The sequence below is a fragment of the Paenibacillus sp. P36 genome (assembly GCF_045866505.1).
In the GTDB taxonomy this organism is placed as follows: domain Bacteria; phylum Bacillota; class Bacilli; order Paenibacillales; family NBRC-103111; genus Paenibacillus_E; species Paenibacillus_E chondroitinus.
The window spans coordinates 5,493,979-5,514,482 of the sequence record NZ_AP038372.1; the positions used below are offsets into that span (position 1 = coordinate 5,493,979).

The 20,504-nt window shown below is 48.7% G+C and carries 20 protein-coding genes; 8 read left to right on the plus strand and 12 right to left on the minus strand.

Going from position 1 to position 20,504, the window contains the following annotated elements; genetic code table 11:
* Window positions 1–77: 77 nt before the first annotated feature.
* The 5 genes from ACKTT9_RS24850 to ACKTT9_RS24870 are packed head-to-tail and all read right to left on the minus strand — an operon-like array spanning window position 78 to window position 3,860.
* The gene (locus ACKTT9_RS24850) at window positions 78–713 is read right to left on the minus strand and encodes a ThuA domain-containing protein (RefSeq protein WP_407867996.1); all 636 of its coding nucleotides are present in this window, start codon (window positions 711–713) and stop codon (window positions 78–80) included.
* 20 nt (window positions 714–733) lie between these two features.
* Window positions 734–1,459: an SDR family NAD(P)-dependent oxidoreductase gene (locus ACKTT9_RS24855; protein WP_407867997.1), complete on the minus strand. Its 726-nt coding sequence runs from the start codon at window positions 1,457–1,459 to the stop codon at window positions 734–736.
* 26 nt (window positions 1,460–1,485) lie between these two features.
* Complete coding sequence (gene rpiA / locus ACKTT9_RS24860) at window positions 1,486–2,172, minus strand: ribose-5-phosphate isomerase RpiA (protein ID WP_407873108.1); 687 nt, start codon at window positions 2,170–2,172, stop codon at window positions 1,486–1,488.
* Window positions 2,162–2,392, minus strand: coding sequence for a DNA-directed RNA polymerase subunit alpha C-terminal domain-containing protein (locus tag ACKTT9_RS24865; protein ID WP_407867998.1), 231 nt, complete (start codon window positions 2,390–2,392; stop codon window positions 2,162–2,164). Before ACKTT9_RS24865 ends, rpiA begins: the two co-directional genes overlap by 11 nt.
* Window positions 2,393–2,399: 7 nt before the next feature.
* Window positions 2,400–3,860 carry a PLP-dependent aminotransferase family protein gene (locus tag ACKTT9_RS24870; RefSeq protein WP_407867999.1) on the minus strand — a complete coding sequence of 487 codons (1,461 nt, stop codon included), beginning with the start codon at window positions 3,858–3,860 and terminating at the stop codon, window positions 2,400–2,402.
* A 129-nt stretch (window positions 3,861–3,989) separates the two neighbouring features.
* On the opposite strand from ACKTT9_RS24870, the gene ACKTT9_RS24875 reads away from it, so the two are divergent.
* The 4 genes from ACKTT9_RS24875 (at window position 3,990) to ACKTT9_RS24890 (ending at window position 8,773) form a co-directional block, all read left to right on the plus strand.
* Window positions 3,990–4,604: a LysE/ArgO family amino acid transporter gene (locus ACKTT9_RS24875; RefSeq protein WP_407868000.1), complete on the plus strand. Its 615-nt coding sequence runs from the start codon at window positions 3,990–3,992 to the stop codon at window positions 4,602–4,604.
* A 1,278-nt stretch (window positions 4,605–5,882) separates the two neighbouring features.
* Window positions 5,883–6,386, plus strand: coding sequence for a TRAP transporter small permease (locus tag ACKTT9_RS24880; protein WP_407868001.1), 504 nt, complete (start codon window positions 5,883–5,885; stop codon window positions 6,384–6,386).
* Complete coding sequence (locus ACKTT9_RS24885) at window positions 6,386–7,678, plus strand: TRAP transporter large permease (protein WP_127449979.1); 1,293 nt, start codon at window positions 6,386–6,388, stop codon at window positions 7,676–7,678. Before ACKTT9_RS24880 ends, ACKTT9_RS24885 begins: the two co-directional genes overlap by 1 nt.
* Before the next feature lie 33 nt (window positions 7,679–7,711).
* Window positions 7,712–8,773, plus strand: coding sequence for a TRAP transporter substrate-binding protein (locus ACKTT9_RS24890; protein ID WP_157321842.1), 1,062 nt, complete (start codon window positions 7,712–7,714; stop codon window positions 8,771–8,773).
* A gap of 29 nt (window positions 8,774–8,802) precedes the next feature.
* On the opposite strand, the gene ACKTT9_RS24895 is transcribed toward ACKTT9_RS24890, so the two are convergent.
* The 5 genes from ACKTT9_RS24895 to ACKTT9_RS24915 all read right to left on the minus strand — a co-directional run bounded on the left by ACKTT9_RS24895 (window position 8,803) and on the right by ACKTT9_RS24915 (window position 14,467).
* A complete protein-coding gene (locus ACKTT9_RS24895) occupies window positions 8,803–9,555 on the minus strand; it encodes a helix-turn-helix domain-containing protein (RefSeq protein ID WP_407868002.1) in 753 nt (250 codons plus the stop codon).
* A 4-nt stretch (window positions 9,556–9,559) separates the two neighbouring features.
* Window positions 9,560–11,404: a sensor histidine kinase gene (locus tag ACKTT9_RS24900; protein ID WP_407868003.1), complete on the minus strand. Its 1,845-nt coding sequence runs from the start codon at window positions 11,402–11,404 to the stop codon at window positions 9,560–9,562.
* Window positions 11,405–11,478: 74 nt separating this feature from the next.
* Window positions 11,479–11,796: a cupin domain-containing protein gene (locus ACKTT9_RS24905; protein ID WP_145657127.1), complete on the minus strand. Its 318-nt coding sequence runs from the start codon at window positions 11,794–11,796 to the stop codon at window positions 11,479–11,481.
* Between the two features lie 138 nt (window positions 11,797–11,934).
* Window positions 11,935–13,440 carry an alpha-glucosidase/alpha-galactosidase gene (locus ACKTT9_RS24910; protein ID WP_407868004.1) on the minus strand — a complete coding sequence of 502 codons (1,506 nt, stop codon included), beginning with the start codon at window positions 13,438–13,440 and terminating at the stop codon, window positions 11,935–11,937.
* Window positions 13,441–13,507: 67 nt separating this feature from the next.
* The gene (locus ACKTT9_RS24915) at window positions 13,508–14,467 is read right to left on the minus strand and encodes a helix-turn-helix domain-containing protein (protein ID WP_407868005.1); all 960 of its coding nucleotides are present in this window, start codon (window positions 14,465–14,467) and stop codon (window positions 13,508–13,510) included.
* 217 nt (window positions 14,468–14,684) lie between these two features.
* Between ACKTT9_RS24915 and ACKTT9_RS24920 the strand changes: the two genes are divergently transcribed.
* Window positions 14,685–15,908, plus strand: a complete 1,224-nt coding sequence (locus tag ACKTT9_RS24920; protein WP_407868006.1) for an aspartate aminotransferase family protein — start codon at window positions 14,685–14,687, stop codon at window positions 15,906–15,908.
* A gap of 1 nt (window position 15,909) precedes the next feature.
* On the opposite strand, the gene ACKTT9_RS24925 is transcribed toward ACKTT9_RS24920, so the two are convergent.
* Window positions 15,910–16,746, minus strand: coding sequence for a phytanoyl-CoA dioxygenase family protein (locus ACKTT9_RS24925; RefSeq protein ID WP_407868007.1), 837 nt, complete (start codon window positions 16,744–16,746; stop codon window positions 15,910–15,912).
* Between the two features lie 132 nt (window positions 16,747–16,878).
* On the opposite strand from ACKTT9_RS24925, the gene ACKTT9_RS24930 reads away from it, so the two are divergent.
* A complete protein-coding gene (locus ACKTT9_RS24930; protein ID WP_407868008.1) occupies window positions 16,879–17,745 on the plus strand; it encodes an AraC family transcriptional regulator in 867 nt (288 codons plus the stop codon).
* Between the two features lie 789 nt (window positions 17,746–18,534).
* Here ACKTT9_RS24930 and ACKTT9_RS24935 read toward each other — a convergent pair.
* Window positions 18,535–18,690, minus strand: a complete 156-nt coding sequence (locus tag ACKTT9_RS24935; RefSeq protein WP_315952360.1) for a hypothetical protein — start codon at window positions 18,688–18,690, stop codon at window positions 18,535–18,537.
* A 174-nt stretch (window positions 18,691–18,864) separates the two neighbouring features.
* Here ACKTT9_RS24935 and kduI point away from each other — a divergent pair, with 174 nt between their 5' ends.
* Window positions 18,865–19,698 (plus strand): 5-dehydro-4-deoxy-D-glucuronate isomerase, encoded by an 834-nt coding sequence (gene kduI / locus ACKTT9_RS24940; RefSeq protein ID WP_127449997.1) that lies wholly within the window; start codon window positions 18,865–18,867, stop codon window positions 19,696–19,698.
* Between the two features lie 35 nt (window positions 19,699–19,733).
* The gene (locus tag ACKTT9_RS24945) at window positions 19,734–20,489 is read left to right on the plus strand and encodes a DeoR/GlpR family DNA-binding transcription regulator (protein ID WP_315952363.1); all 756 of its coding nucleotides are present in this window, start codon (window positions 19,734–19,736) and stop codon (window positions 20,487–20,489) included.
* Window positions 20,490–20,504: the final 15 nt, after the last annotated feature.

A 20,504-nucleotide genomic window follows, 5' to 3' on the forward strand; every position in this document is an offset into this window, starting at 1 on the left:
CCTCACTCCTTTAGCGACTCTTTGGCCTATTGTAGCACACATCCCCATTAGGGAGTATATGGAAAAACAGCTTTATTCTACGCCTGCCTGCTCAACCAACGTGCGCTGTTTAACACAAGTCGTCGGTAGGCTTCAGGTTGGAAAGAAGGAGCATGATGTCCTGGCTGCAAATACACAACCTTTCCTAAACCATAAGCGTGCTCCCATGCCGCGGGATACCGTTTTCCTTCAAATTCAAACTCCATAAATACCGTTTTTTTCGTAAAAGGATCAAATTCGAACAAGTACGGCTCTTCGTCCAAGTTGAAGTTCTCGACACCTTCCAGTAAAGGATGCTCGGCGGCTGATCCATAATAAGCTAGTGGCTGGTAAGGAGGATGCCCCGTAAACTTGGCGCCGATCATCTGCAGCAGCTCATAGCTCCGCTGAAGTGAAATACCATTATGGATAACTAGCAGGCTGCCTCCTCCTGCCACATAGCGCAGTAGTCCTGCGGTTTGCTGCGGCGTCAGGTCTCGTTTCCAACAGTCCGTATAGGAAATACACAGAGGAAACTGGTTGTAATCCAACTCCGACAAGACTTGATAGTCTTCCGTAGCGGTTAGCGCAAACTCGTCGCCAAGAATGGCCGCAAGCTGCTGCCTGGCAGGCTCCAGTGGATGCCACGGAGCATCCGTGTTATCGCCGATCAGCATGACTTTTATCTCGCTCATATGTCCTTCTCCTCCTCCCTTTACCAGGGCAGCTCTTTTCCGCTGTCGGCTTCGATATAAAGCGGCAGAGCCGCAAGCTTGTCCTTGTTTTCCTCAATCCGGTCCAAAATATTCGCGGCGGCTTCTTCCGATGTAAAGGTACCGGCCGGATTCCATTCGCCACTCATATATGATTTGACCCAGCCGGGGTGGATCAGCAGGACGCGCCCGCCTTCTTTGCGAATTTTGTTATGAATGACCGTGGACCCCATGTTCAGAGCCGACTTGGCCATACAGTACCCGAACCATGCATCCCGATGGCTGTTCGCTATGCTGCCCGCTTCGGAGGATATGTTAACAATCAGCTTGCCGCCATTCATGATCGGCTCAAGTAAGCTATTGGCCATGCGAATAGCGCCAAGCGCTGACACATTATACACTCGCTGAATTTCTTCGAAATCAAGGTCATCTTCGATCGTTTTCACCGTATCGCCGAGAATGGCGGCGTTGTTGATCAAAAACTCCAATTGATTGGACCTGCTTTTGATATAACGAGCTGCTTCCTTGACACTTTCGTCAGAGCCCACATCCAATTTGAAAACGTGGAGTTGATCAGGAAATTGAGCTCCGAGCTTGGTCAGCTCCTCGTTATTGCCCATAATGCCGCCAGCATAAACGGTGTATCCTTGATGCAATAAAGCTTCCGTAATTGCAAGTCCAATCCCTCTGTCCGTTCCGGTTACACAAACTGCTTTGTTCAACAACATCTCCCAGCTCCCACCATTCCTAGTTATTAGACAAGCTTCAGCTCTTCCACAGATCCGTCTTGATAACCAACGATGACTCTTGCAGCCATCTTAATAAACAACCCATTATCGACGACACCCGGAATACGATTAATGGCATCATGACATTCACTTGGTCTTTTAATCTGCTTAAAATCACAATCCAGAATATAGTTGCCATTATCCGTCGTAAAAGGCTGCTGATCGATCATTCTCATCTTTGGTTCGCATCCAAGCGCGCTAAGCTTGTTACGTGTAAGCTCATAGGCAAACTTCACTACCTCAACTGGCAAATGGAATTTCCCCAACTGGTCGACAACCTTGCTTTCATCAACAACGATAATAAGCTGTTTGCTGGATGAAGCGATGATTTTCTCACGGAGCAGCGCACCGCCCCCGCCTTTGACCAGATTCCACGCACCGTCCACTTCGTCAGCGCCATCAATCGTTACATCTATTTCCTCTACTTCAGAAAAAGGAATCAAGGGAATTCCTAGCTCTTTAGCCAAATTCTCCGATTGTACGGAAGTTGCTACTGCCTTGATTTGCAGCCCGCTCAGAACTCGCTTTCCAATTTGTTGAATAGCCCAATAAGCTGTGGAGCCGGTGCCCAAGCCTACTGTCATACCATCCTGAATATACTCCACTGCTTTTTCAGCGGCAGTTCGCTTGGGATTATTACTCTCAAGATTCATCTGCAAATGTCAGTCCCTTCTCGGCAAGTGCACGGCGAAGAGGATCCAGCGACTTGGGTCCCATGCCATGCAGCTTCATAATCTCTTTCTCGGTTGTTTTGCTAAGTTGTTCAAGCCTGTGATATCCGGCACCTGCGAGTGCACGAAGGGCAGGATTTGAAAGCTTAGGCAAGTCTGATTGCTCGTCTTTCTTATTCAACTGCGCGTCATTCGTTGACAAACCTCGCTCACCTTCCCAATCTTTTTTTCCCAACCAAATCTCGAATTAAAAACGCTACTCGCTCAAGTCCCCATTCCAGCTCATGCAGCTTGGCATAGGCGTACGAGATACGCAAATAGTTGCCTGTAAGTCGATTATAAATCGAACCCGGGTTTAACAAAACACCCTCTTTGAAAGCTCGCTCGAACAGGATTTGCATCGGAACATCGACTGTAAGCTGTACCCAAATGTAGAAGCCTCCCTTCGGAACTGACCAAGTGGCGATCCCAGTGAAAAAAGCTTGGAGCAGCTCCACTGTCCTATCCCTTCTCAACTTTAGCTGTACTCTGATCTTGAGAAGATGCTCCTGATACAACCCTCTTCCCAGCCACTCCGCTGCAGCCCATTGAGAGACAGAGCTCGAACCGTAGTCATTCTGCATTTTAATATCCGCTAATCGTTCGATAACAGGTTCCGGAGCAACCACCCAACCAATGCGAAGCCCTGGACTTAATGTCTTGGACAGTGTTCCTAGATACAGGACCAGTGCATGCGGGTCCCTCGCTTTCAGAGGTAAAGGAGGCGGTTCATCAAACCATAGCTCTCTATACGCATCATCCTCAATAATCGGGAGACCTTCGTCCGCGCAAGCACTCATAAGCATCTGGCGCCTTCCCTCGGGCATCAAAATGCCGGTTGGATTTTGAAAAGTAGGAATTGTGTAGAGCAGCGAAGCGTTATATCCCTTTTTGTGACGCGCAATCTGGTTCGTAAGCAGGCCATCCTCATCCATGGGTAACCCTACAAGCTTAATATGGTTCGACTGAAAAACATGGACAGAATACAAGTAAGATGGCTTTTCTAAAAGAATCGAAGAACCTCGCGGCAGCAGCCCGATTGAAATGAGTTGTAAAGCTTGCAGCGCCCCGGAGACAATCAGGATGTTCGATGGCGAAGTATTCACGCCAAGGCCTTGCAGGTAGGCTGCCAGCTGTTTGCGCAAATAAAGATTCCCCTTCGGCTCTTCATATCCTAAGAGGAACGAATTTGTCGAGCTTTCGGCGAAAATCTCCTTCATCCGCTCCGATGGCAGCAAATCCGGCGAAAGCTCCCCGGTTCCAAGCCGAATGATACCTTCTTGAAATTCCGCCCGATTGATGTGCTGGATCGTCGGCTGGTTGGGATAGTGTGCTCCAGCTTGTACATACGAGCTCCAGTCTGGAGGAGGAGAAGCCGTTAACAGATTCCAAGAGTTATTAATAACTCTCGTCCCTCCTTTAGTGTTGCCCTCCAATAGCCCATCAGCGATCAAATCGCTGATCGCCGTGACCACTGTGCTGCGGTTCACGCCAAAATGCTCAGCCAAAGCCCGCTGCGATGGAATTTTGGTCCCCACCGCCCATTCACCCAGCGATATTTTATGGATAATAAAATCTTTAATCTGTTGATATAACGGAGTTTCAGATGATAAATCAGGTCGCCAATCCATCGTTTCCTCCTTCCTTACAGCTCCACTATATCATTTGGTTGGGGTCGATGCCATCCATTTGGACGGAGACAAATATCAAAATCCCTCTATACTAAGTAAGAATTCGACAGCTAGATTGGAGTGATGATTTTGTTTCAAACGATATTACATGCGGTTGTTTTGGGCTTTGGACTTATTTTACCGGTTGGGGTGCAAAATGTTTTTGTGTTTAATCAAGGCGCCAGCCAGCGCACTTTCCTTGGGGCATTGCCCGTTATTCTCACAGCTTCCCTCTGTGATACCATCCTTATTCTCGCAGCGGTATTCGGAGTTTCCCTAATCGTGCTAACTTTTTCGTGGCTGCAAGCGGCATTATATGGAATTGGCTGCGTCTTCCTGCTCTACATGGGCTGGGTGCTTTGGCGCAGTAAGCCGAGTAGTTCTTCTACCCAACAAACGGAGGAGGTGCGCCAGCCGAAAAAGCAAATTCTATTCGCGGCTTCCGTCTCCTTACTGAATCCTCACGCAATTTTGGATACGATTGGCGTTATTGGCACCAATTCATTGAACTATGCCGGCGGGGAAAAATGGGTGTTCATGATCAGCATCGTGTGCGTGTCTTGGCTGTGGTTTTTTGGATTAGCCTTTGCAGGGCGGCTCATTGGTAAACACGATACAAGCGGGCGTTTTATTGCGAGATTAAATAAAGTGTCGGCTTGCATGATATGGGGCGTGGCCGTGTATATGGGGTTGCAGTTCGTGTGAGCTGCAGGCGAAAAGGATGCAGGCTACCCGATGCATTTCATATGGCTGACTCAGCCGATATGAGAGAACTGTAGCAGCCAGTTGCTGATGAAATCTCATGCTGGAACAGCAGTTCCGTTGGATGAAATCCAACGAACACTGCAATTTCACCACACAATGCGCCGGTTGATTGGATGAAATCCAATCGAGCTCGTGAAAATCACCTCAAATAGCGCTAAAATCAGTCCTCGCATTGGAATACGTCCAATGAAAAGTGGGATTTACGCTGTTAGAGGTTGCTTTCATTGGAATTTGTCCAGTGAGGTTATGGGGTGAGGGATGTTGGGGTGTTGGGGTGTTGGGGTGTTGGGATGTTGGGATGTTGGGATGTTGGGATGTTGGGATGTTGGGATGTTGGGGTGTTGGGGTGTTGGAGTAAGGTGAGTAGGAGTGTAGAAGTGCAGTTGAGTAGAAGTAAAGGAGAGTAGAATTAGATGTAGGCGAGTGAGTAATGAGCCGTACGTCCGCTTTATTTAGCGTTGCACATCACCTCCCGCCAAGATGTACATATTAAAGTCCACTCCTCGTTGTATTTTTTACAACATACAGACGCTTTTTACGCTGCAATCTCATCTTCATTGCACAAAATACAATCATTTGAACCCGAAATGACAAATAAGTGCCCATTTCATGTGAAATGGTTGTATAAACTACAACATAGACGAGTAAAAAGCCAGATAGACTCCCATTTGGTTGTACAAACTGCAATATAGTGCAGTGTGGCACCAAGGAGCATTGCCGTTATTCCACTGCATGGCCATTTCTCCACCTCACTACTCTACTCCTCAACCCTCCTCTTGCTACTCTACACATTCCCCTATTCACTCTGCGCCACTACTACTTTACTCACTCTACTCCTCAACCCTCCTCTCACTACTCTACTCATTCCCCTCCTCACTCTGCGCCACAACTAGTTTACTCACTCTACTCCTCAACCCTCCGCTCACTATTCTACTCATTCCCCTCCTCACTCTGCACCACAACTACTTTACCTACACTACTCCCCAACCCGCTTCTCACTTCACTTTACTTCACTTCATACTCATCCCATCGCTTCTCTACACACTCCTCATCTCACTCCACTCCTCAACTCATCCCTTCTTGTCCTCCCCCAATCTCCTAAAAAAACTACAAAAAAACCTAAAAGCAATGGTGTACCAGCCCAAACACTGGAACGCTATACTTAAGTCAACCCAAATGAAAGCACTTACAAAATAAAAGAAGGGAGGTCGCTTAACGATGCGGTTACTTCGCAAAATAGCATTAGGCATCGATACTTTCATCGAATCAGCCGCACTAATCGGCTTGCTCAGCATGATTATTATCGTTACTGTCCAGGTGATGACGCGCAAGCTGTTCGATTTCGTTTTCTTCTGGTCCGAAGAAGTGACCATGCTGCTGCTCATTTGGTTCTCTTTCATGGGCATTGCGATTGGCTTTCGAGAAAAGCTTCATCTCGGCATTGATTCCTTCACGCACAAGCTTCCAGCGCCCATCAACAAAGCACTGGATAAAGTGATCGAGTTAGTCATCCTCGCTTTCGGAATCTATCTGGTGTTCTATGGCTGGGATTTTACCGTCATGATGAATGAATCCGAGCTGCCGGCCACCGGCTTACCGAACAGCACACTCTATGTCATCATGCCGATCACCGGCGTTATGACCTGTGCTTATGCACTGCTGCAACTGTTTGGGATCGAAACGAAGCGGCATGTCAATCTTCAAGAAGGAGGCAACCATTAATGGATCCGACCATTGCCATACTCATTCTTTGCGTCGTCTTCATCCTCCTGATCATCCTGCGCTTTCCGATCTCGCTAGCTTTAGCCGGTTCATCGCTGCTCACTTTGCTTTACTTGAAAGTGCCACTGGCTACCGTTGGCCAGACGATGATTCAAGGGATGAATTCGTATTCGCTTCTGACCATCCCGTTCTTCATCCTGGCCGGCCAAATCATGAGCGAAGGCCAGATGGCCTTGCGCCTCATCAATCTCGCCCAAGTTCTCGTAGGCGGTATTCGCGGGGGCTTAGCCATGGTCAACTGCGTTGCCTGCATGTTCTTCGGGAACATTTCCGGCTCCGCCATTGCGGATGTTTCCTCGATCGGCTCCGTCATGATTCCCATGATGAAGAAAAAAGGCTACGACACCGATTATGCCGTAGGTGTCACCGTCTCCGCCGCCATTCAAGGCGTCGTCGTTCCGCCAAGCCACAATCTCGTGCTTTATTCTCTGGCAGCTGGAGGCGGGATCTCGATCGCTTCGCTTTTTCTCGCGGGCATCGTTCCCGGCTTGATCCTCTGCGTATCGCTTATGATTACAAGCTATTTTATCGCCATTAAGCGCGGCTATACCAAAAGCGAAGCCGTTCCTCTGCGGGACATTCCCAAAATTGTGCGCGACGGCCTGCTTTCACTTTTAACAGCGGTCATCATTCTTGGCGGTATTTTCACCGGCTGGTTCACGGCTACAGAAAGCGGCGCGCTTGCGTGTTTGTACGCTTTTATCCTCACCTTTCTCGTATACCGGGATATTCCGATCAGCCGCATGTGGGTCATCCTGAAACGCACGTTCCGAACTGTCGCGATGGTGCTTTTCCTCATTGCCGCCTCCGCTACCTTCAGTTATGTGCTCGCCTTCCTCAAAGTTCCCGGCATGCTGACGGATTGGATGCTTGGCATCACCGACAGCCCCATTATCATTCTGCTGATCATCAACGTGTTGCTGCTCTTGCTTGGCGCACCTATGGATATGGCTCCGCTCATCCTGATCATGACGCCGATTCTGCTGCCTGTCGTCACCGCGCTTGGGATGGACCCTGTTCACTTCGGCATCATTATGATGTTAAACTTAGGCATCGGATTGCTGACGCCTCCTGTTGGAACCGTTTTATTCGTCGGCTCCGCCATCGGCAATATCTCCATTTCGGAAGGCACCAAAGCCATGATGCCCTTCTTCTATGTCATGTGCGTCGTGCTCATGATCCTGACTTATATCCCTGGCCTTGTGATGTGGCTGCCAAATCTTATGAAATGACCAACTAATTTTATGAAAAAGGGGATCACCAATATGAAAATGAAAAAATCATATATAACCGCACTTAGCACAATGCTCGGTGCAAGTTTGCTGCTAGTCGCTTGCGGCGGGGGAAGCACTCCGACAACCGGCAGCTCGACAACGGCTCCGGGAGCAGCTAGCCCTGCAGCAGCCAAGAAAGCGGAAGGTCCGAAACTGACTTTTCGCTTGGCTGAAACACATCCCGCCGACTATCCGACAACACTTGGCGATAAAAAATTCGCCGAACTCGTGAATCAAGCCTCCGATGGCCGCATCAAAATCGACGTCTTCCCAGCTTCCCAGCTCGGTGAAGAGAAAGCCGTTATCGAACAGGTGCAATTGGGTGCGATTGAGTTCACTCGCGTCAGCACCGGAGCGCTTGGCGGCTTCAACAAACAATATGAAGTGTTCAGTTTGCCTTATATTTTCGACAATGACAATCACCAATGGAAGTTTCTAGAGAGTGAACAAGGCACAAAGCTGCTGGACAGTTTGGAATCCTCGCGTATGAAAGGGCTTGCCTACTACAGCTCCGGAGCGCGTCATTTCTACTCCAAAAAGCCGATCAAAAGCATTGCCGATCTAAAAGGACTTAAAATTCGCGTGATTCAAAACAAAGTGAACATCGATCTCATGAATGCACTCGGAGCGAATGCAACACCGATGCCGTACGGAGATGTGTTCAACGCCCTGCAAACAGGTGTTATCGATGCCGCAGAGAACAACTATCCGAGCTACTTCTCGTCCAATCATTTTCAGCAGGCGAAAAATCTCATCCTTGACCAGCATCAACGTGTGCCGGAAGTGCTTTTGATCTCCAAAGTAGCTTGGGATAAACTGAGCAATGACGACAAAGCGCTGATCAAAAAAGCAGCCCTCGAATCCGTCAAAACGCAAAAAGCCGAATGGGATAAATTCGAGAAAGACTCCGAGGCCAAAGTCAAAGCGGCTGGGGTTACGATCACCGATGTCTCTGACCTCAAGCCATGGCAGGACGCAGTAAAGCCGGTTATCGAGAAGTACCGCGCAGAGTACAAAGAAACGTTGGAAGCTATTGAAAAGGCGAGAAAGTAATAACAAACCAAAAGGAACCTGAGATCAGCTCAGGTTCCTTTTGGCTCTTGCAGCTTCCCCCCACTTTTTCGATATTCCAGTGGAGAGCTCCCCGTCAGCTTTTTAAACGTGTTGCTAAAATAGGCAATATCGCCATACCCCAGCCTCTCGGCGATTTCAGATACGCGCAGAGAGGTTTTGATAAGCAGCCGCTTCGCCTCTTCCATTCTCATGAGAATGACATAGTCAACAAATTTGCCGCCCGTTTGCTGCTTAAACAACTGACTTAAATAGCTGGGATTCAGATGAACTAAAGCTGCCGCATCGGTTAACGTAATATCCTTCGCTAAATTAGCAGCTACAAACTGCTGTACTTGCTCGATAACTGACATTTCGGCCGTTTCGAGCGAACCACTCATGCCTCCCGCCGCCAACAGCGCTCTACTTTGTATCCATCGCTCCAAACAATCCGCCATTGCCTCCGTTTCCACCGGCTTCAGCAAGTAATCTTTGACGCCATAGCGAATCGCTTTCTGCGCGAATTGAAAATCGTCATAACCGCTCACAAGCACCAGATTGGCTGTCATCGCCGCCATCTGCTCAGCCAAACCGATGCCGTCCATAATCGGCATTTTCACATCCGAAATCACCAGATCCGCCGCATGCTTCTGCACCGCATCCAAGGCTTCAAGGCCGTTGGCGCATTCCTGCACAATCGTAACGGGAAGTTTCGTTTGCTCCACAGCCTTGCGCAGCACAACCCGAACCCATTTTTCATCGTCGGCGAGAATGATTTTGTACATGTCTCTACGCTCCTTCCCGCATCCCAAGTCCAAGCGGCAATTTCAAGCTAACGGTCGTTCCTGCGCCTGCACGGCTTTCCAGCTCTAACCCGTAAGCCTCTCCGAATAAATAGGCGATACGCCGGTGCACATTCACGATTCCTATCTGTGAAACGGCTGCCACCATATCCTTTTGCAGCAAATCGAGCTGTAAAGCACGCAGCCTTTCTGCCGGAATCCCCGTCCCGGTATCTTGGATCTCGATGACGAATTGCTGCTCATCTACCTTTTTAGCGGAAATCGTAATATGAACCTGACGGTCGCTCGTCTCGATGCCGTGGATCACGCAATTTTCCACTAAGGGCTGCAGCGCAAACTTCGCAATCAACTGATTTTCCACCCAATGCGGGATTTGAAACTCGTAACTAAGCTTCTCTTCAAAACGGTACTGCTGTATTCGCAAATACATCTCACAAATATGAATTTCCTGCTGCACAGAGCTCGTAGCACCCGCATGATTCAAATTGTAGCGCAGCAGCCTCGCCAAGGAGGCGACTAACACGGAAATGTCGGTCATATCTTTTTCCAGGGCCATCCCCCGCACCGTTTCCAAAGCATTCATAAGAAAGTGAGGATTCACTTGGGATTGGAGCACCTTAAGCTCGGTTTCCTTCTGGCGAAGCTGAAGATCCTTCTCCCGCAGCTGGGAGTAATAAATCTCATCGAGTAAGATTTGCAGTTTTTCCACCATTTTATTAAAATCATTCGTCAGCTGCCCGATCTCATCCTTAGATTCGATGTCCACCCGAGCTTGAAAATCTCCTTCTTTTACCCGTTTCATAAAATATTGCAGAGCCCGCACCGGCCGAACGATGCTTGTCGCAAAGCCGATCCCGATTAAATAAGCGATAACGAGGGTCGCAGCTACCGTCCACCAAATGGTCTGCCGAATATATTGTGTTCCGTGCGTCAACTCATGCTCAGGGATGGTCGTTACCAGACGCCAATTCAAATAGGACGATCGACTAAACGTATAAAAGGGCTTATCGCCGGTTAACGACTGATAGGAGCCACTCTCCTGCTGCAAAATATAGTCCAGCTGATCCCACGCCGCCAAGTGGCCAATATCCGCATACTCCGGGGAATAAATATACCTGCCGTTCGGGTCTAAAATGGATAAATATCCTGTCCTGCCAATCGTAACACGTTCGGCAATTTCTTGAATGCGTTTAAAATTTACTTCCATGATGAGCGTGGCCACAGGTTCTAATGTATTGGGACTGACCAGTCGCTTTACAATGGAGAGGACAGGCACATCTTCCAGCTCATAGCGCTCCGAAGGCGGACGGATAATGAGCATAATGTCGCTGTTGGATGGCACACTGGCAAACCATGGCTCCTCGATAAGCTGCAGCGCCGGTGTCACATTTTTGTCCATACTCGTATCGAGTACCGTTTGATTTTCCATAATCAGCATGATCCGGGAAATGTCCGAGCGGGAGTACGCCGTATCTTTCAGAAGCTGCATCATCGGCTCGCGAATGCCCGAATCCCGCACTTCCTGCTCACTCGTCATACGAAGAAACTGCTGCATGGAGGGATGATTTTGCATTCGGATGGAGTCGATTTCGAAATCCCGAATGTAATATTCGATATGCAGCTTTACCTGCTCAATGATTTGTTCGTTGCTTAAACTCGCTTCCTCGCGCAGCACTTCCGAAGATTTCTGATACGAGATGAGCCCAACAATAACCAGCGGAATTACGACCAACATAGCAGAATATACGAGTAGTTTGACGGTCAACGGTCGATCGCGCAAAAATAGACTCCTATAAAACCACGTCCAAGCCCGGCGGCTTTTTCTACCCATAATTGCCTCCTCCCGCACATCAATGTAAACGCATTCACATTAAAAGAAAGAAAACCAGTTGCAAGAGCAACTGGTTAACGTTTCACAAGATCTTCACGAATCGGTGTAAATACATCCAGTAAAGCAGATGCTTCCAAAGCTGTTACGCCATGCTGCGCTCCGCTAGGTATGTAAACCGTTTGTCCTTGTTCGATGACCGTCACAACACCATCTATCGTAAACTCAATTTTGCCTTTTAGGCAATAGGACATTTGTTCATGCACGTGACTGTGCTGATATCCTACGGCTCCTGGCTCAAAGTGAACCTCCATCATCATTAACCCGACTTCAGCTTTCAAAATGCAGCGTTTCACGCCCGGCTCAGCCGGTTCCCATACGCCAATATTCGACATCTAACTTTCCCCTCTCCCATTTGAACGATCCTAGAAAAATAAAAAAGGGCCGCAAGCGGCCCTTCACTTACAAAACTAATTATAACCCAAAAGAACCAAAATGAACATACTTGAAAATAAACGAACATTGCGTTTCTATTAGGATGAAACAGCCGCACGGTCTTTCCCTTTGTCTGCTTCGCCTGCATTTTTGTTTGCAGCTTGCCGGTCCTGCTTCATTTCTTCCACTGTTTTCACCTTCAAGCGCGCTGCGCCTTCATAATCACGGGTAGGAATGAGATTGCCAGCGGCAAGGCGGTTTTTGGCTTCTTCAATGGCAGATCCGTACTGCGGCAGCCATTTCTCTTGGGCAACCAACATCTCATCCACCATTTGCCAAATTTCTTTCGGATTGCAGACAGCTCCAACGAGAGGATCCATCATAAACGCTTGACGAAGCAGTTTATCGTCCCCATGCACAGCCGCTTCTACAGCCAGACGCTGTACAGAAATGCTGACATTACATACGGCAGCAGGGCCTAATGGCAGATTTCCTACATGCGGCATCGAAATCCCGTTGCCATCCACATAACCCGGTGCTTCAATGATCGCATCATTTGGCAGATTCGAGATGACGCCGTTATTCACCAGGTTGAAATGTCCGCGATACACACGGCCGGTTTCAAGGCCCTCGATGATATAGGAACCGTGCTCTTCACTACGCTTCTCCGCTGTGTAAACCATTGCCTTATCCTTCATCCAGTTCGGAAAATCCGTCTCAAACCAGTTCCGCCCTTCCGTACATACGCGCAAGTAACCGCCCGTTTCACCGTTAATCCAGCTCCCCAGATCGATCCAATCCTGGATTTCACTAGCGCGTTTCCGGTACCAGGGCACATACTCGCTAAGATGGCCGTTGGATTCTGTGCTGTAGTAGCCGAAGCGACGAAGCATGTCGATGCGCACTTTCTCCGTGCGGGCATATTCCGGATGGTTCTCGAACGCTTCCAGCAGGCCTTGCGTCAGATCCTTGCCTTGGTGGCGGGCCTGTACATACCAAGTTTGATGATTAATTCCTGCACAGATAATATCGACTTCTTCTTTCTTCAAACCGTACACGTCAGCAATTTGACGATGGCCGTGCTGCACGCCGTGACATAACCCGATTGTCCGTACGCCGCCGTACGTATTACAAGCCCATGTCAGCATCGCCATCGGATTCGCATAATTTAACAGCAGCACATCCGGCGAAGCTACATCGCGAATGTCTCCGCAAATACGCAGCATTTCTGAGATCCCGCGCTGGCCGTACATAATGCCTCCAGCGCACAACGTATCCCCGACGCACTGGTCAACACCATATTTGAGCGGGATATCAACATCCGTTGCAAAAGCTTCCAGACCCCCGACGCGAATCGTACATAACACGTATTTTGCGTCTTTCAAAGCTTCCCTGCGATCCGTGCTTGCTTGAATTTTAATGTTCAGACCATTCTCCACAATGTCTCTTTGGCACAGCTCGGTCACCATATCCAAATTGTGCTGGTTAATGTCTGTAAAAGCGACCTGAATATCTTTAAACTCAGGAACTGATAATAAATCCCTTAGTAATCCGCGTGTAAAACCAATACTTCCTGCTCCAATAAAAGCCACTTTAAATGACATGTTTATCGCCCTCTCTATCGTGTTCTCTACCTTTCACATTGTATCAAGCACGAAAGAGAAACCGTTATCAAATTTCTAACTTCCTCGTCTCACTTTTGTCAAAAATCCTAACTTCTTTCGGATAGTTTCGTTTCTCCGCATACATGGATTTACGAAAATCGGTGGGGGTCAGACCCGTATAATCTTTGAAAAGCATATGAAAATACTGCCGGCTTCCAACACCGATGTACTCACAAATATCGGAAATCGGCACATCGGTTTCAAGGAGCAGCATCTTGGCCTTTTCCATCCGAATGCCGGTTAAATAAGCCATTAAGGTCTGTCCAGTCAAGGATTTGAAAATCCGCTGCAAATACCCTGGATGCAAATTAACAGCCCCGGCAATATCCTTCACTTGAATATCACGGTCATAGTTCTGATGCAAATACTCCATCGAAATCTTGACATATCTTTCACTCTGCGCCTCTCCGCTATTAACCGTTTCACGCCAAAGCCGTGCAATACGAATCAGTAGTTGTGTGATCAAAAGTTGAACCATCAAGTCGCTTTTATTCGCAGCTTTATCCAGCTCAAGCACCAAGCTTTTCATAATATGGTAGACTTCATCTCCATCCCGCAGCACCAAATAGGGAGCTTCCGACGCCAATAAGGCGATCAGCAGGTCATCTTCGGCAGCCAATTGCTGAATCGAGGGGAATACCCCTTTATTCGGAGTAAAACGAAATTCTACATTGAGCATTCTGCATGGATTAGCTGCATCGACCAGCAAACGATGGGGGACGTTGGCATTTATAATCATAAACTCGCCTTTTTTGAGCGCGACCTTCTCGGTATGTGCCGGCTCAGTTTGAACCTCAATTTCGCAAAAGCCTTGAATTGTATACATAATTTCAGTGGCATCATGACGATGAAAGGGCATTTCAAAGCCTTGCCATTGTTTAAAATAATACGCCATTACATGCGGGTGACCGTTCGATTCCATTAAGAGAGCCGGAAATAACGATTCGTTATCAGGCATAAACGTCATCTTTCCCTTCCACAAAACGTTGTCATTCCTATCGTCATTGTAACCCCCTATTCATAAAAAGAAAATCGTCAGGCAGCCAAATGCGTAGGCCTCTGCTAAGGGCGTGCCCTGACCAAATAAAAATGGATAACCATGCTAATTATTTTATTGAATAAAAATACATAATCGTGTATAATTATTCATTATTTCTTATTTTTATTATAAAGGATGTGTCTATGTGGACAAGGAAAAATCATACACAGATGAATTATTGGCTGAGGCTAATGCCTCTATTCTATTCGTTGCAAACCGACCTCAGGTCGTTATGGAACGCGGCGAAGGGATGTATCTCTGGGATACGAACGGGAACAAATATTTGGATTTTGTCGGGGGGTGGGCGGTTACCAGTTTAGGCCATTCGCCTAAAGTCATCAGCGATGCGCTGCTGGAGCAGTCTGGAAAGCTTGTTAATGCCAGTCCTGGCTTTTTTAATAAGCCGATGGTTGAATTTGCCCGCCTGCTGACGGGACTATCGGGATTGGAGCGCGTATTTTTTGGCAGCACAGGTGCGGAAGCCAATGAAAGTGCGATTAAACTTGCCCGTAAATACGGCGCTGTCCGTAAAAATGGCGCTTACGAAATTATTACAGCGAAGCGCAGCTTCCACGGGCGTTCGTTGGCGACTACGGCGGCAACAGGAAAAGCCGGCTGGGAGCACATGTTTGCTCCGCAACTGCCCGGCTTTGTGAAAGTGCCTTTTAATAATATTGAAGCCATGAAGCAAGCGATTACTCCCCGTACCTGCGCTATATTCATTGAGCTCATCCAAGGTGAAGGCGGTGTGTATGAAACTGATCCCGCCTATATTCAAGCACTCCGCACCCTATGCGATGAGCAGGGGATTTTGCTCATGTTCGATGAAGTGCAAACCGGAATTGGCAGGACTGGAACCATGTTCGCCTACGAACATTACGGCGTAATGCCTGATGTGCTCACACTCGCCAAAGGGATCGGCGGCGGATTTCCGTTATCGGCGATGCTTACGAAAGAAGCGTATAATCTTTTTGAAGCAGGCGACCAAGGCGGCACCTATACCGGGCAACCGCTTGCCATGGCCGTTGGCCTTGCTGTCGTAGGCGAAGTGCTTGAGCGTAAGCTTCCTCAGCAAGCCGCAGAGCAAGGAGCTTATTTGCTGCAAAAGCTGCATGGTATTAAGGAGCAATACGGTGTGACCGATATCCGCGGAAAAGGATTATTACTAGCTTTTGATCTTCCCGAGCCGCGTGGCGCCGAACTGGCAGCCGCTTGCCTGCAAGCCGGCTTGCTGATTAACTCGTCCGGTCCGAGTACCATCCGGTTGATACCCGCTTTGATTGTATCGAAAGCCGAAATCGACGAGATGATGACTCTTTTATGCAACGTGATGGATCGAGTTTTCAAAGATGTAGCGTTACGAGGCTGACTTATCTTTGGAACAAAACCGGAAAATAGTCGTTCGCAAAAAGCTGCCCCTGCTGCGGGCGCGGCCCCAACAGTCGGATATTGTCATGCCGCTGAACGCCTGCTCGATAGCTTGTGCCACCCGGCATCAAGTGCGCTACGATTGACAAACGAGGCTCCGCCGTTGTATTCGCACCGGACCCGTGGAACGTTAGTCCGTGATGAAAGCTAGCCTGCCCTGCCTTCAAAATGCAGGGCTCTTCCACCCAATCACGCCCGGCGGCGTATTTGTCCCTAAGCTCTTCCATGTTGGGATTGAAGAACGTGTCGCTATCCGGAATCAGCCCCCATTTATGCGAACCGACGATCGTCTTCATCCCGCCATTGGTCAGGTCCGTGTCCTGAAGAGCAATCCAGACAGTCACCATGTTGGGATTGCTGGAACACTGCCAGTAGCCATAATCCTGATGCCAACCCACATTGCCTACCGCCGTCACTTTGTCACCGACACCCGGCTTATAGATGACCTGATCATGCCACAGTCGAACTTCATCTGTTTGCAGCAAGTCTGCCGCCAGCTCCCCGATCAACGGATCCGTGACGGTGCGGCGAACCTCATCATTAATCCACCAACCGTTGTCCAGCTTGCGCAAGGCGTCCGGGTTGGAAGTTGGCCGATAATGGTTCATCGGCAGCCCGTCCCCATCATAATTACCGCTCCAAATGCGTTCGTGCGCCTCACGAAGTCGTTCAATCTGTCCATCATCCAGCAATTTCGGTGAAATCCAATAGCCGTCCCGATCGAATATTTCCTTATCCTGCGTAGTAATTTTGTAAGTTCTTTCTGCTTGCATAGTCATAGTAACATGCCTCCTTCTTCGTCTTGCTTTCATCATACGGGTTCTGCGGGTTATTGACGTTCATAGACCTGCTGAGTAGTATGAGAAACATAGAAGATAAATAAGAACATGTTCGAAAAAGGAGGCTTGCCTGTGGTTGCCAAACAAAGTCCCCGCTGGACCTATGATGCCGAGTTACAAGCATCGATTCCTGATGTTCCGGAGTTGGTCCTTTTCGGCTTCGATGAAATCAAATCGGCGCTCCCCCTCTCCTACCATCAACATGACGGCTATGAATTTGTACTGGTAGAACGCGGGAAAGCGAGCTGGGAGCTGGACGGACAAGTCTATGAAACCAAAGCTGGCGATGTCTTTCACACTTGCCCTGGCGAGCTGCATCGCGGTGGTTTCAATGTCATAGAACCGAGTCGGTTTTGGTGGTTCATCGTCACGCCTCCCCATACGGAAGATTGGCTCCGACTCCCTTTGGGAGAAAGCGAAAACATCGCTAGCGCTTTGCAGATGCTCCCGCGAGTTCGCCATATCGGCCTGCAAGCCATTCAAGGCTTCAGGCAGCTAGGCGATGCAATAAACAGCAACAGCCCGATGCGTTCTACCGCCGTACGCCAAGCGGTTATGGGGCTGCTACTTGCCATCGTGCAGGCGAATGAGCGTATGTTTTCGCTTGCGGACGACCTGGCCAGCCAATTCGACCTGCTGCTCCGCCGCATCGAGGATGAGCCTGAATGGCGGCCGGATGTGGAAGAATTGGCGGGCATGGTCCGGGTCAGTCCCTCCCACTTTTTTCGGACTTTTCAGTCGTACACGGGACTGCCTCCCATGAGTTATATCGAACGGATGCGCATCAAAAAAGCTTGCAGCTTGCTCGCAGAGAGCAGCGCGACCATTACCGAGATCGCAAATTCGCTTGGCTACGCCTCCTCCCAGCATTTTGCCACCGTTTTTAAGCGCATCATTGGGATGACGCCTTTGCAGTGGCGGATGTCTAGCGGAGGGTGAAGGAGGCGGATGAGGAAACGAGGAGAAGTGAGAAGGCAGGATAAGGAACGACGAGAAGTGAGGAGACCTGGGTTGAGCTTGTGGAGGCGTGCAGCCTCAAGAAGAGCGCTAAGGTGGCTGACACCGCCACCTTAGAGGAACTACAAGCCGCTATTTCGCAGAAAAGTGGCGATAGTATTGTGCTGGGGAACTACAGGGCTCTATTTCAATGTTTCAGGCGGAATTTCCGCCAAATACCTTGAAATAGCGGACCGTAGTTCCCCTTCCTTATAAAAAAGGCGCATTTCGTAGAAATAGCGCCCTGTAGTTCCCATCTGCGGCTGGGCTTAGCCGCAAGGGGTGTTTGAGAGGGGCAATTGCCCCCTCTGTTGTTTATGCTAGTTTAAGAGCGAACAATGTGCGACTTTTGGAGGGGTTGAGCGTGTGCGCGCTGATGAAATGAGCGCTCAAGTTAAGCATACTGGAGGCGTGCAACCTCAAGAAAAGAGCTAAGGTCGCTGATACCGCCACCTTAGAGGAACGACAAGCCGCTATTTCGCAGAAAAGCGGCGATAGTATTGTTGCTGGGGAACTACAGGGCTCTATTTCACAGTTTTAGGCGGGATTTCCGCCAAATACCTTGAAATAGCGGACCGTAGTTCCCCTTCCTTATAAAAAAGGCGCTTTTCGCAGAAATAGCGCCCTGTAGTTCCCCTCTGCGGCTCAGCCGCAAAGTGTGTTTGAGAGAGGCAAGCCTCCCCACCGTGAACCAAAAAAAGAACGAAGCAGCAACCTGCTTCGTTCTTTTTCTTAATCCCGCTCGTTCGTCGAGAAGGCGCTTTTGATATTGTCCATAATTTCCTCGACCGCGTCACTGACCAAATCGGTTGGCGTCGTACTTTCTTCCTCCGGCTTGGTCGGGATCGTATCGTTGCAGACGTGGTCGAAATAATGACTTTTATCCATAGACATAACCTCCTGTAGGGTTGTTTTTTCCTTAATCTTGCTCCTTTATTCACTTCAATGGAACGATTTGTAACCTCCTCCGAAAACACTTGCTTAATCTGGCTGATTGGAGTAAATTAAACCTATATGAACCCATATCAACACAAATAAACCAAACCAAGGAGCGATTATCACATGGATATCCGTTACGCATCACACCCGAATGAAGTTAAACAATTTGACACAGAGCGCTTGCAATCCGAGTTTCAAATCAACGCTTTGTTTGTTCCTAACGAGATTAAACTAGTTTACTCCCACGTTGACCGTTTTATCATCGGCGGTGTTCTTCCGATTACAGGTTCCCTGCAGCTGCAAGCCGATAAGAAAGAAATGGCGGCTGATTATTTCTTGGAACGTCGCGAAATCGGTATCATTAACGTTGGCGGACGCGGGACGATTACGGTTGACGGTACCGTTTACAACATGGATTCCAAAGATTGCATCTACATCGGACTAGGTTCGAAAGACATCACTTTTGCCAGCGAAAATGCGGCTGATCCGGCTAAATATTACTTCAACTCAACACCTGCTCACAAAACATACCCAACGGTAAAAGCGGCAATTAGCGAAGCGACTCCAGCACATCTGGGCAGCATCAATACATCCAATGAGCGTACAATCTACAAATATATCCACTTGGATGGCATTCAAAGCTGTCAACTAGTTATGGGTATGACCCTTCTTAAACCGGGTAACATGTGGAACACAATGCCTTCACACACACATAACCGCCGTTCTGAAGTTTACTTCTACTTCGACATGCCGGAAGATGCGGTTGTTTTCCACATGATGGGCGAGCCGCAACAAACGCGTCACGTAGTTATGCGCAATGAGCAAGCGATCATTTCCCCAAGCTGGTCCATTCACAGCGGCGTAGGCACTAATAACTATACATTCATCTGGGGCATGGCTGGCGAAAATCAAATGTTCGACGATATGGACGCCGTGGCTATGAAAGATTTAAAATAATCGGTAATCTCTCTTTTGGAAAGTGATGATCATCGATGAACCCTTTACGCAGATACGAAACCATAATGGAAATACTCCTGGCTCAGAAAGAAGTCACGGTTAACGAACTTAGTGAACGACTGGACGTAACAGGTAAAACAATTCGTGAAGATTTGGCCAAGCTGGAGGAAAAAGGGCTGCTCGTCCGCATTCATGGCGGCGCTATGCTCGCTCAAAGCGATCAGCTTGGCATTCTTTCGGCGAAGGAGCCGATCGTCAAACATGCCGATCAAAAATCGGAAATCGCGACGATTGCCCTTCGCTACATTCAGCCTCGAGACATCATTGCCCTCGACGGCGGCAGCACAACTCTTGAGATTGCTAGGCGGCTGGACAATCAGCCGCTTACTGTCGTGACCAATGATTTATACATTATTTCCGAGCTTGTTCATAAGGAAGAAATCCGGCTTGTTGTTCCTGGCGGGTACCGAACGCGGAATATGCTTGCCGGGCCTGAAGCCGTTGCTTATGTGAGCTCGCTGAACATTCAGAAATCGTTCATTTCTGCAACCGGCGTTCATCTGCAGCACGGCTTTACGATTTATACGAGCGATCACGCCGACTACAAACGTGCATTGATTGCATCCAGCGCAGCCGTCTATGGCGTTGCCGATCACTACAAGTTCGGCCAATGCGCCCTGCGCACTTTTGCTTCTTTGTCAGAGGTTGCCCTGATTATTACCGACAGTAACCTGCCCGCAGAAACGGCCAAACAATACCGTGATGCAGGCATCCAAATCGTCACTCATTAGTGAAAAGGAGTATGT

What these genes read in the sequence shown, in the direction of transcription:
- ACKTT9_RS24850 (WP_407867996.1), bottom strand. Translation starts at nt 713, where the DNA reads ATGAGCGAGATAAAAGTCATGCTGATCGGCGATAACACGGATGCTCCG.
- ACKTT9_RS24855 (WP_407867997.1), bottom strand. Translation starts at nt 1,459, where the DNA reads ATGTTGTTGAACAAAGCAGTTTGTGTAACCGGAACGGACAGAGGGATT.
- rpiA (WP_407873108.1), bottom strand. Translation starts at nt 2,172, where the DNA reads ATGAATCTTGAGAGTAATAATCCCAAGCGAACTGCCGCTGAAAAAGCA.
- ACKTT9_RS24870 (WP_407867999.1), bottom strand. Translation starts at nt 3,860, where the DNA reads ATGGATTGGCGACCTGATTTATCATCTGAAACTCCGTTATATCAACAG.
- ACKTT9_RS24880 (WP_407868001.1), top strand. Translation starts at nt 5,883, where the DNA reads ATGCGGTTACTTCGCAAAATAGCATTAGGCATCGATACTTTCATCGAA.
- ACKTT9_RS24885 (WP_127449979.1), top strand. Translation starts at nt 6,386, where the DNA reads ATGGATCCGACCATTGCCATACTCATTCTTTGCGTCGTCTTCATCCTC.
- ACKTT9_RS24890 (WP_157321842.1), top strand. Translation starts at nt 7,712, where the DNA reads ATGAAAATGAAAAAATCATATATAACCGCACTTAGCACAATGCTCGGT.
- ACKTT9_RS24895 (WP_407868002.1), bottom strand. Translation starts at nt 9,555, where the DNA reads ATGTACAAAATCATTCTCGCCGACGATGAAAAATGGGTTCGGGTTGTG.
- ACKTT9_RS24900 (WP_407868003.1), bottom strand. Translation starts at nt 11,404, where the DNA reads ATGGGTAGAAAAAGCCGCCGGGCTTGGACGTGGTTTTATAGGAGTCTA.
- ACKTT9_RS24905 (WP_145657127.1), bottom strand. Translation starts at nt 11,796, where the DNA reads ATGTCGAATATTGGCGTATGGGAACCGGCTGAGCCGGGCGTGAAACGC.
- ACKTT9_RS24910 (WP_407868004.1), bottom strand. Translation starts at nt 13,440, where the DNA reads ATGTCATTTAAAGTGGCTTTTATTGGAGCAGGAAGTATTGGTTTTACA.
- ACKTT9_RS24915 (WP_407868005.1), bottom strand. Translation starts at nt 14,467, where the DNA reads ATGACGTTTATGCCTGATAACGAATCGTTATTTCCGGCTCTCTTAATG.
- ACKTT9_RS24925 (WP_407868007.1), bottom strand. Translation starts at nt 16,746, where the DNA reads ATGACTATGCAAGCAGAAAGAACTTACAAAATTACTACGCAGGATAAG.
- ACKTT9_RS24935 (WP_315952360.1), bottom strand. Translation starts at nt 18,690, where the DNA reads ATGGATAAAAGTCATTATTTCGACCACGTCTGCAACGATACGATCCCG.
- kduI (WP_127449997.1), top strand. Translation starts at nt 18,865, where the DNA reads ATGGATATCCGTTACGCATCACACCCGAATGAAGTTAAACAATTTGAC.
- ACKTT9_RS24945 (WP_315952363.1), top strand. Translation starts at nt 19,734, where the DNA reads ATGAACCCTTTACGCAGATACGAAACCATAATGGAAATACTCCTGGCT.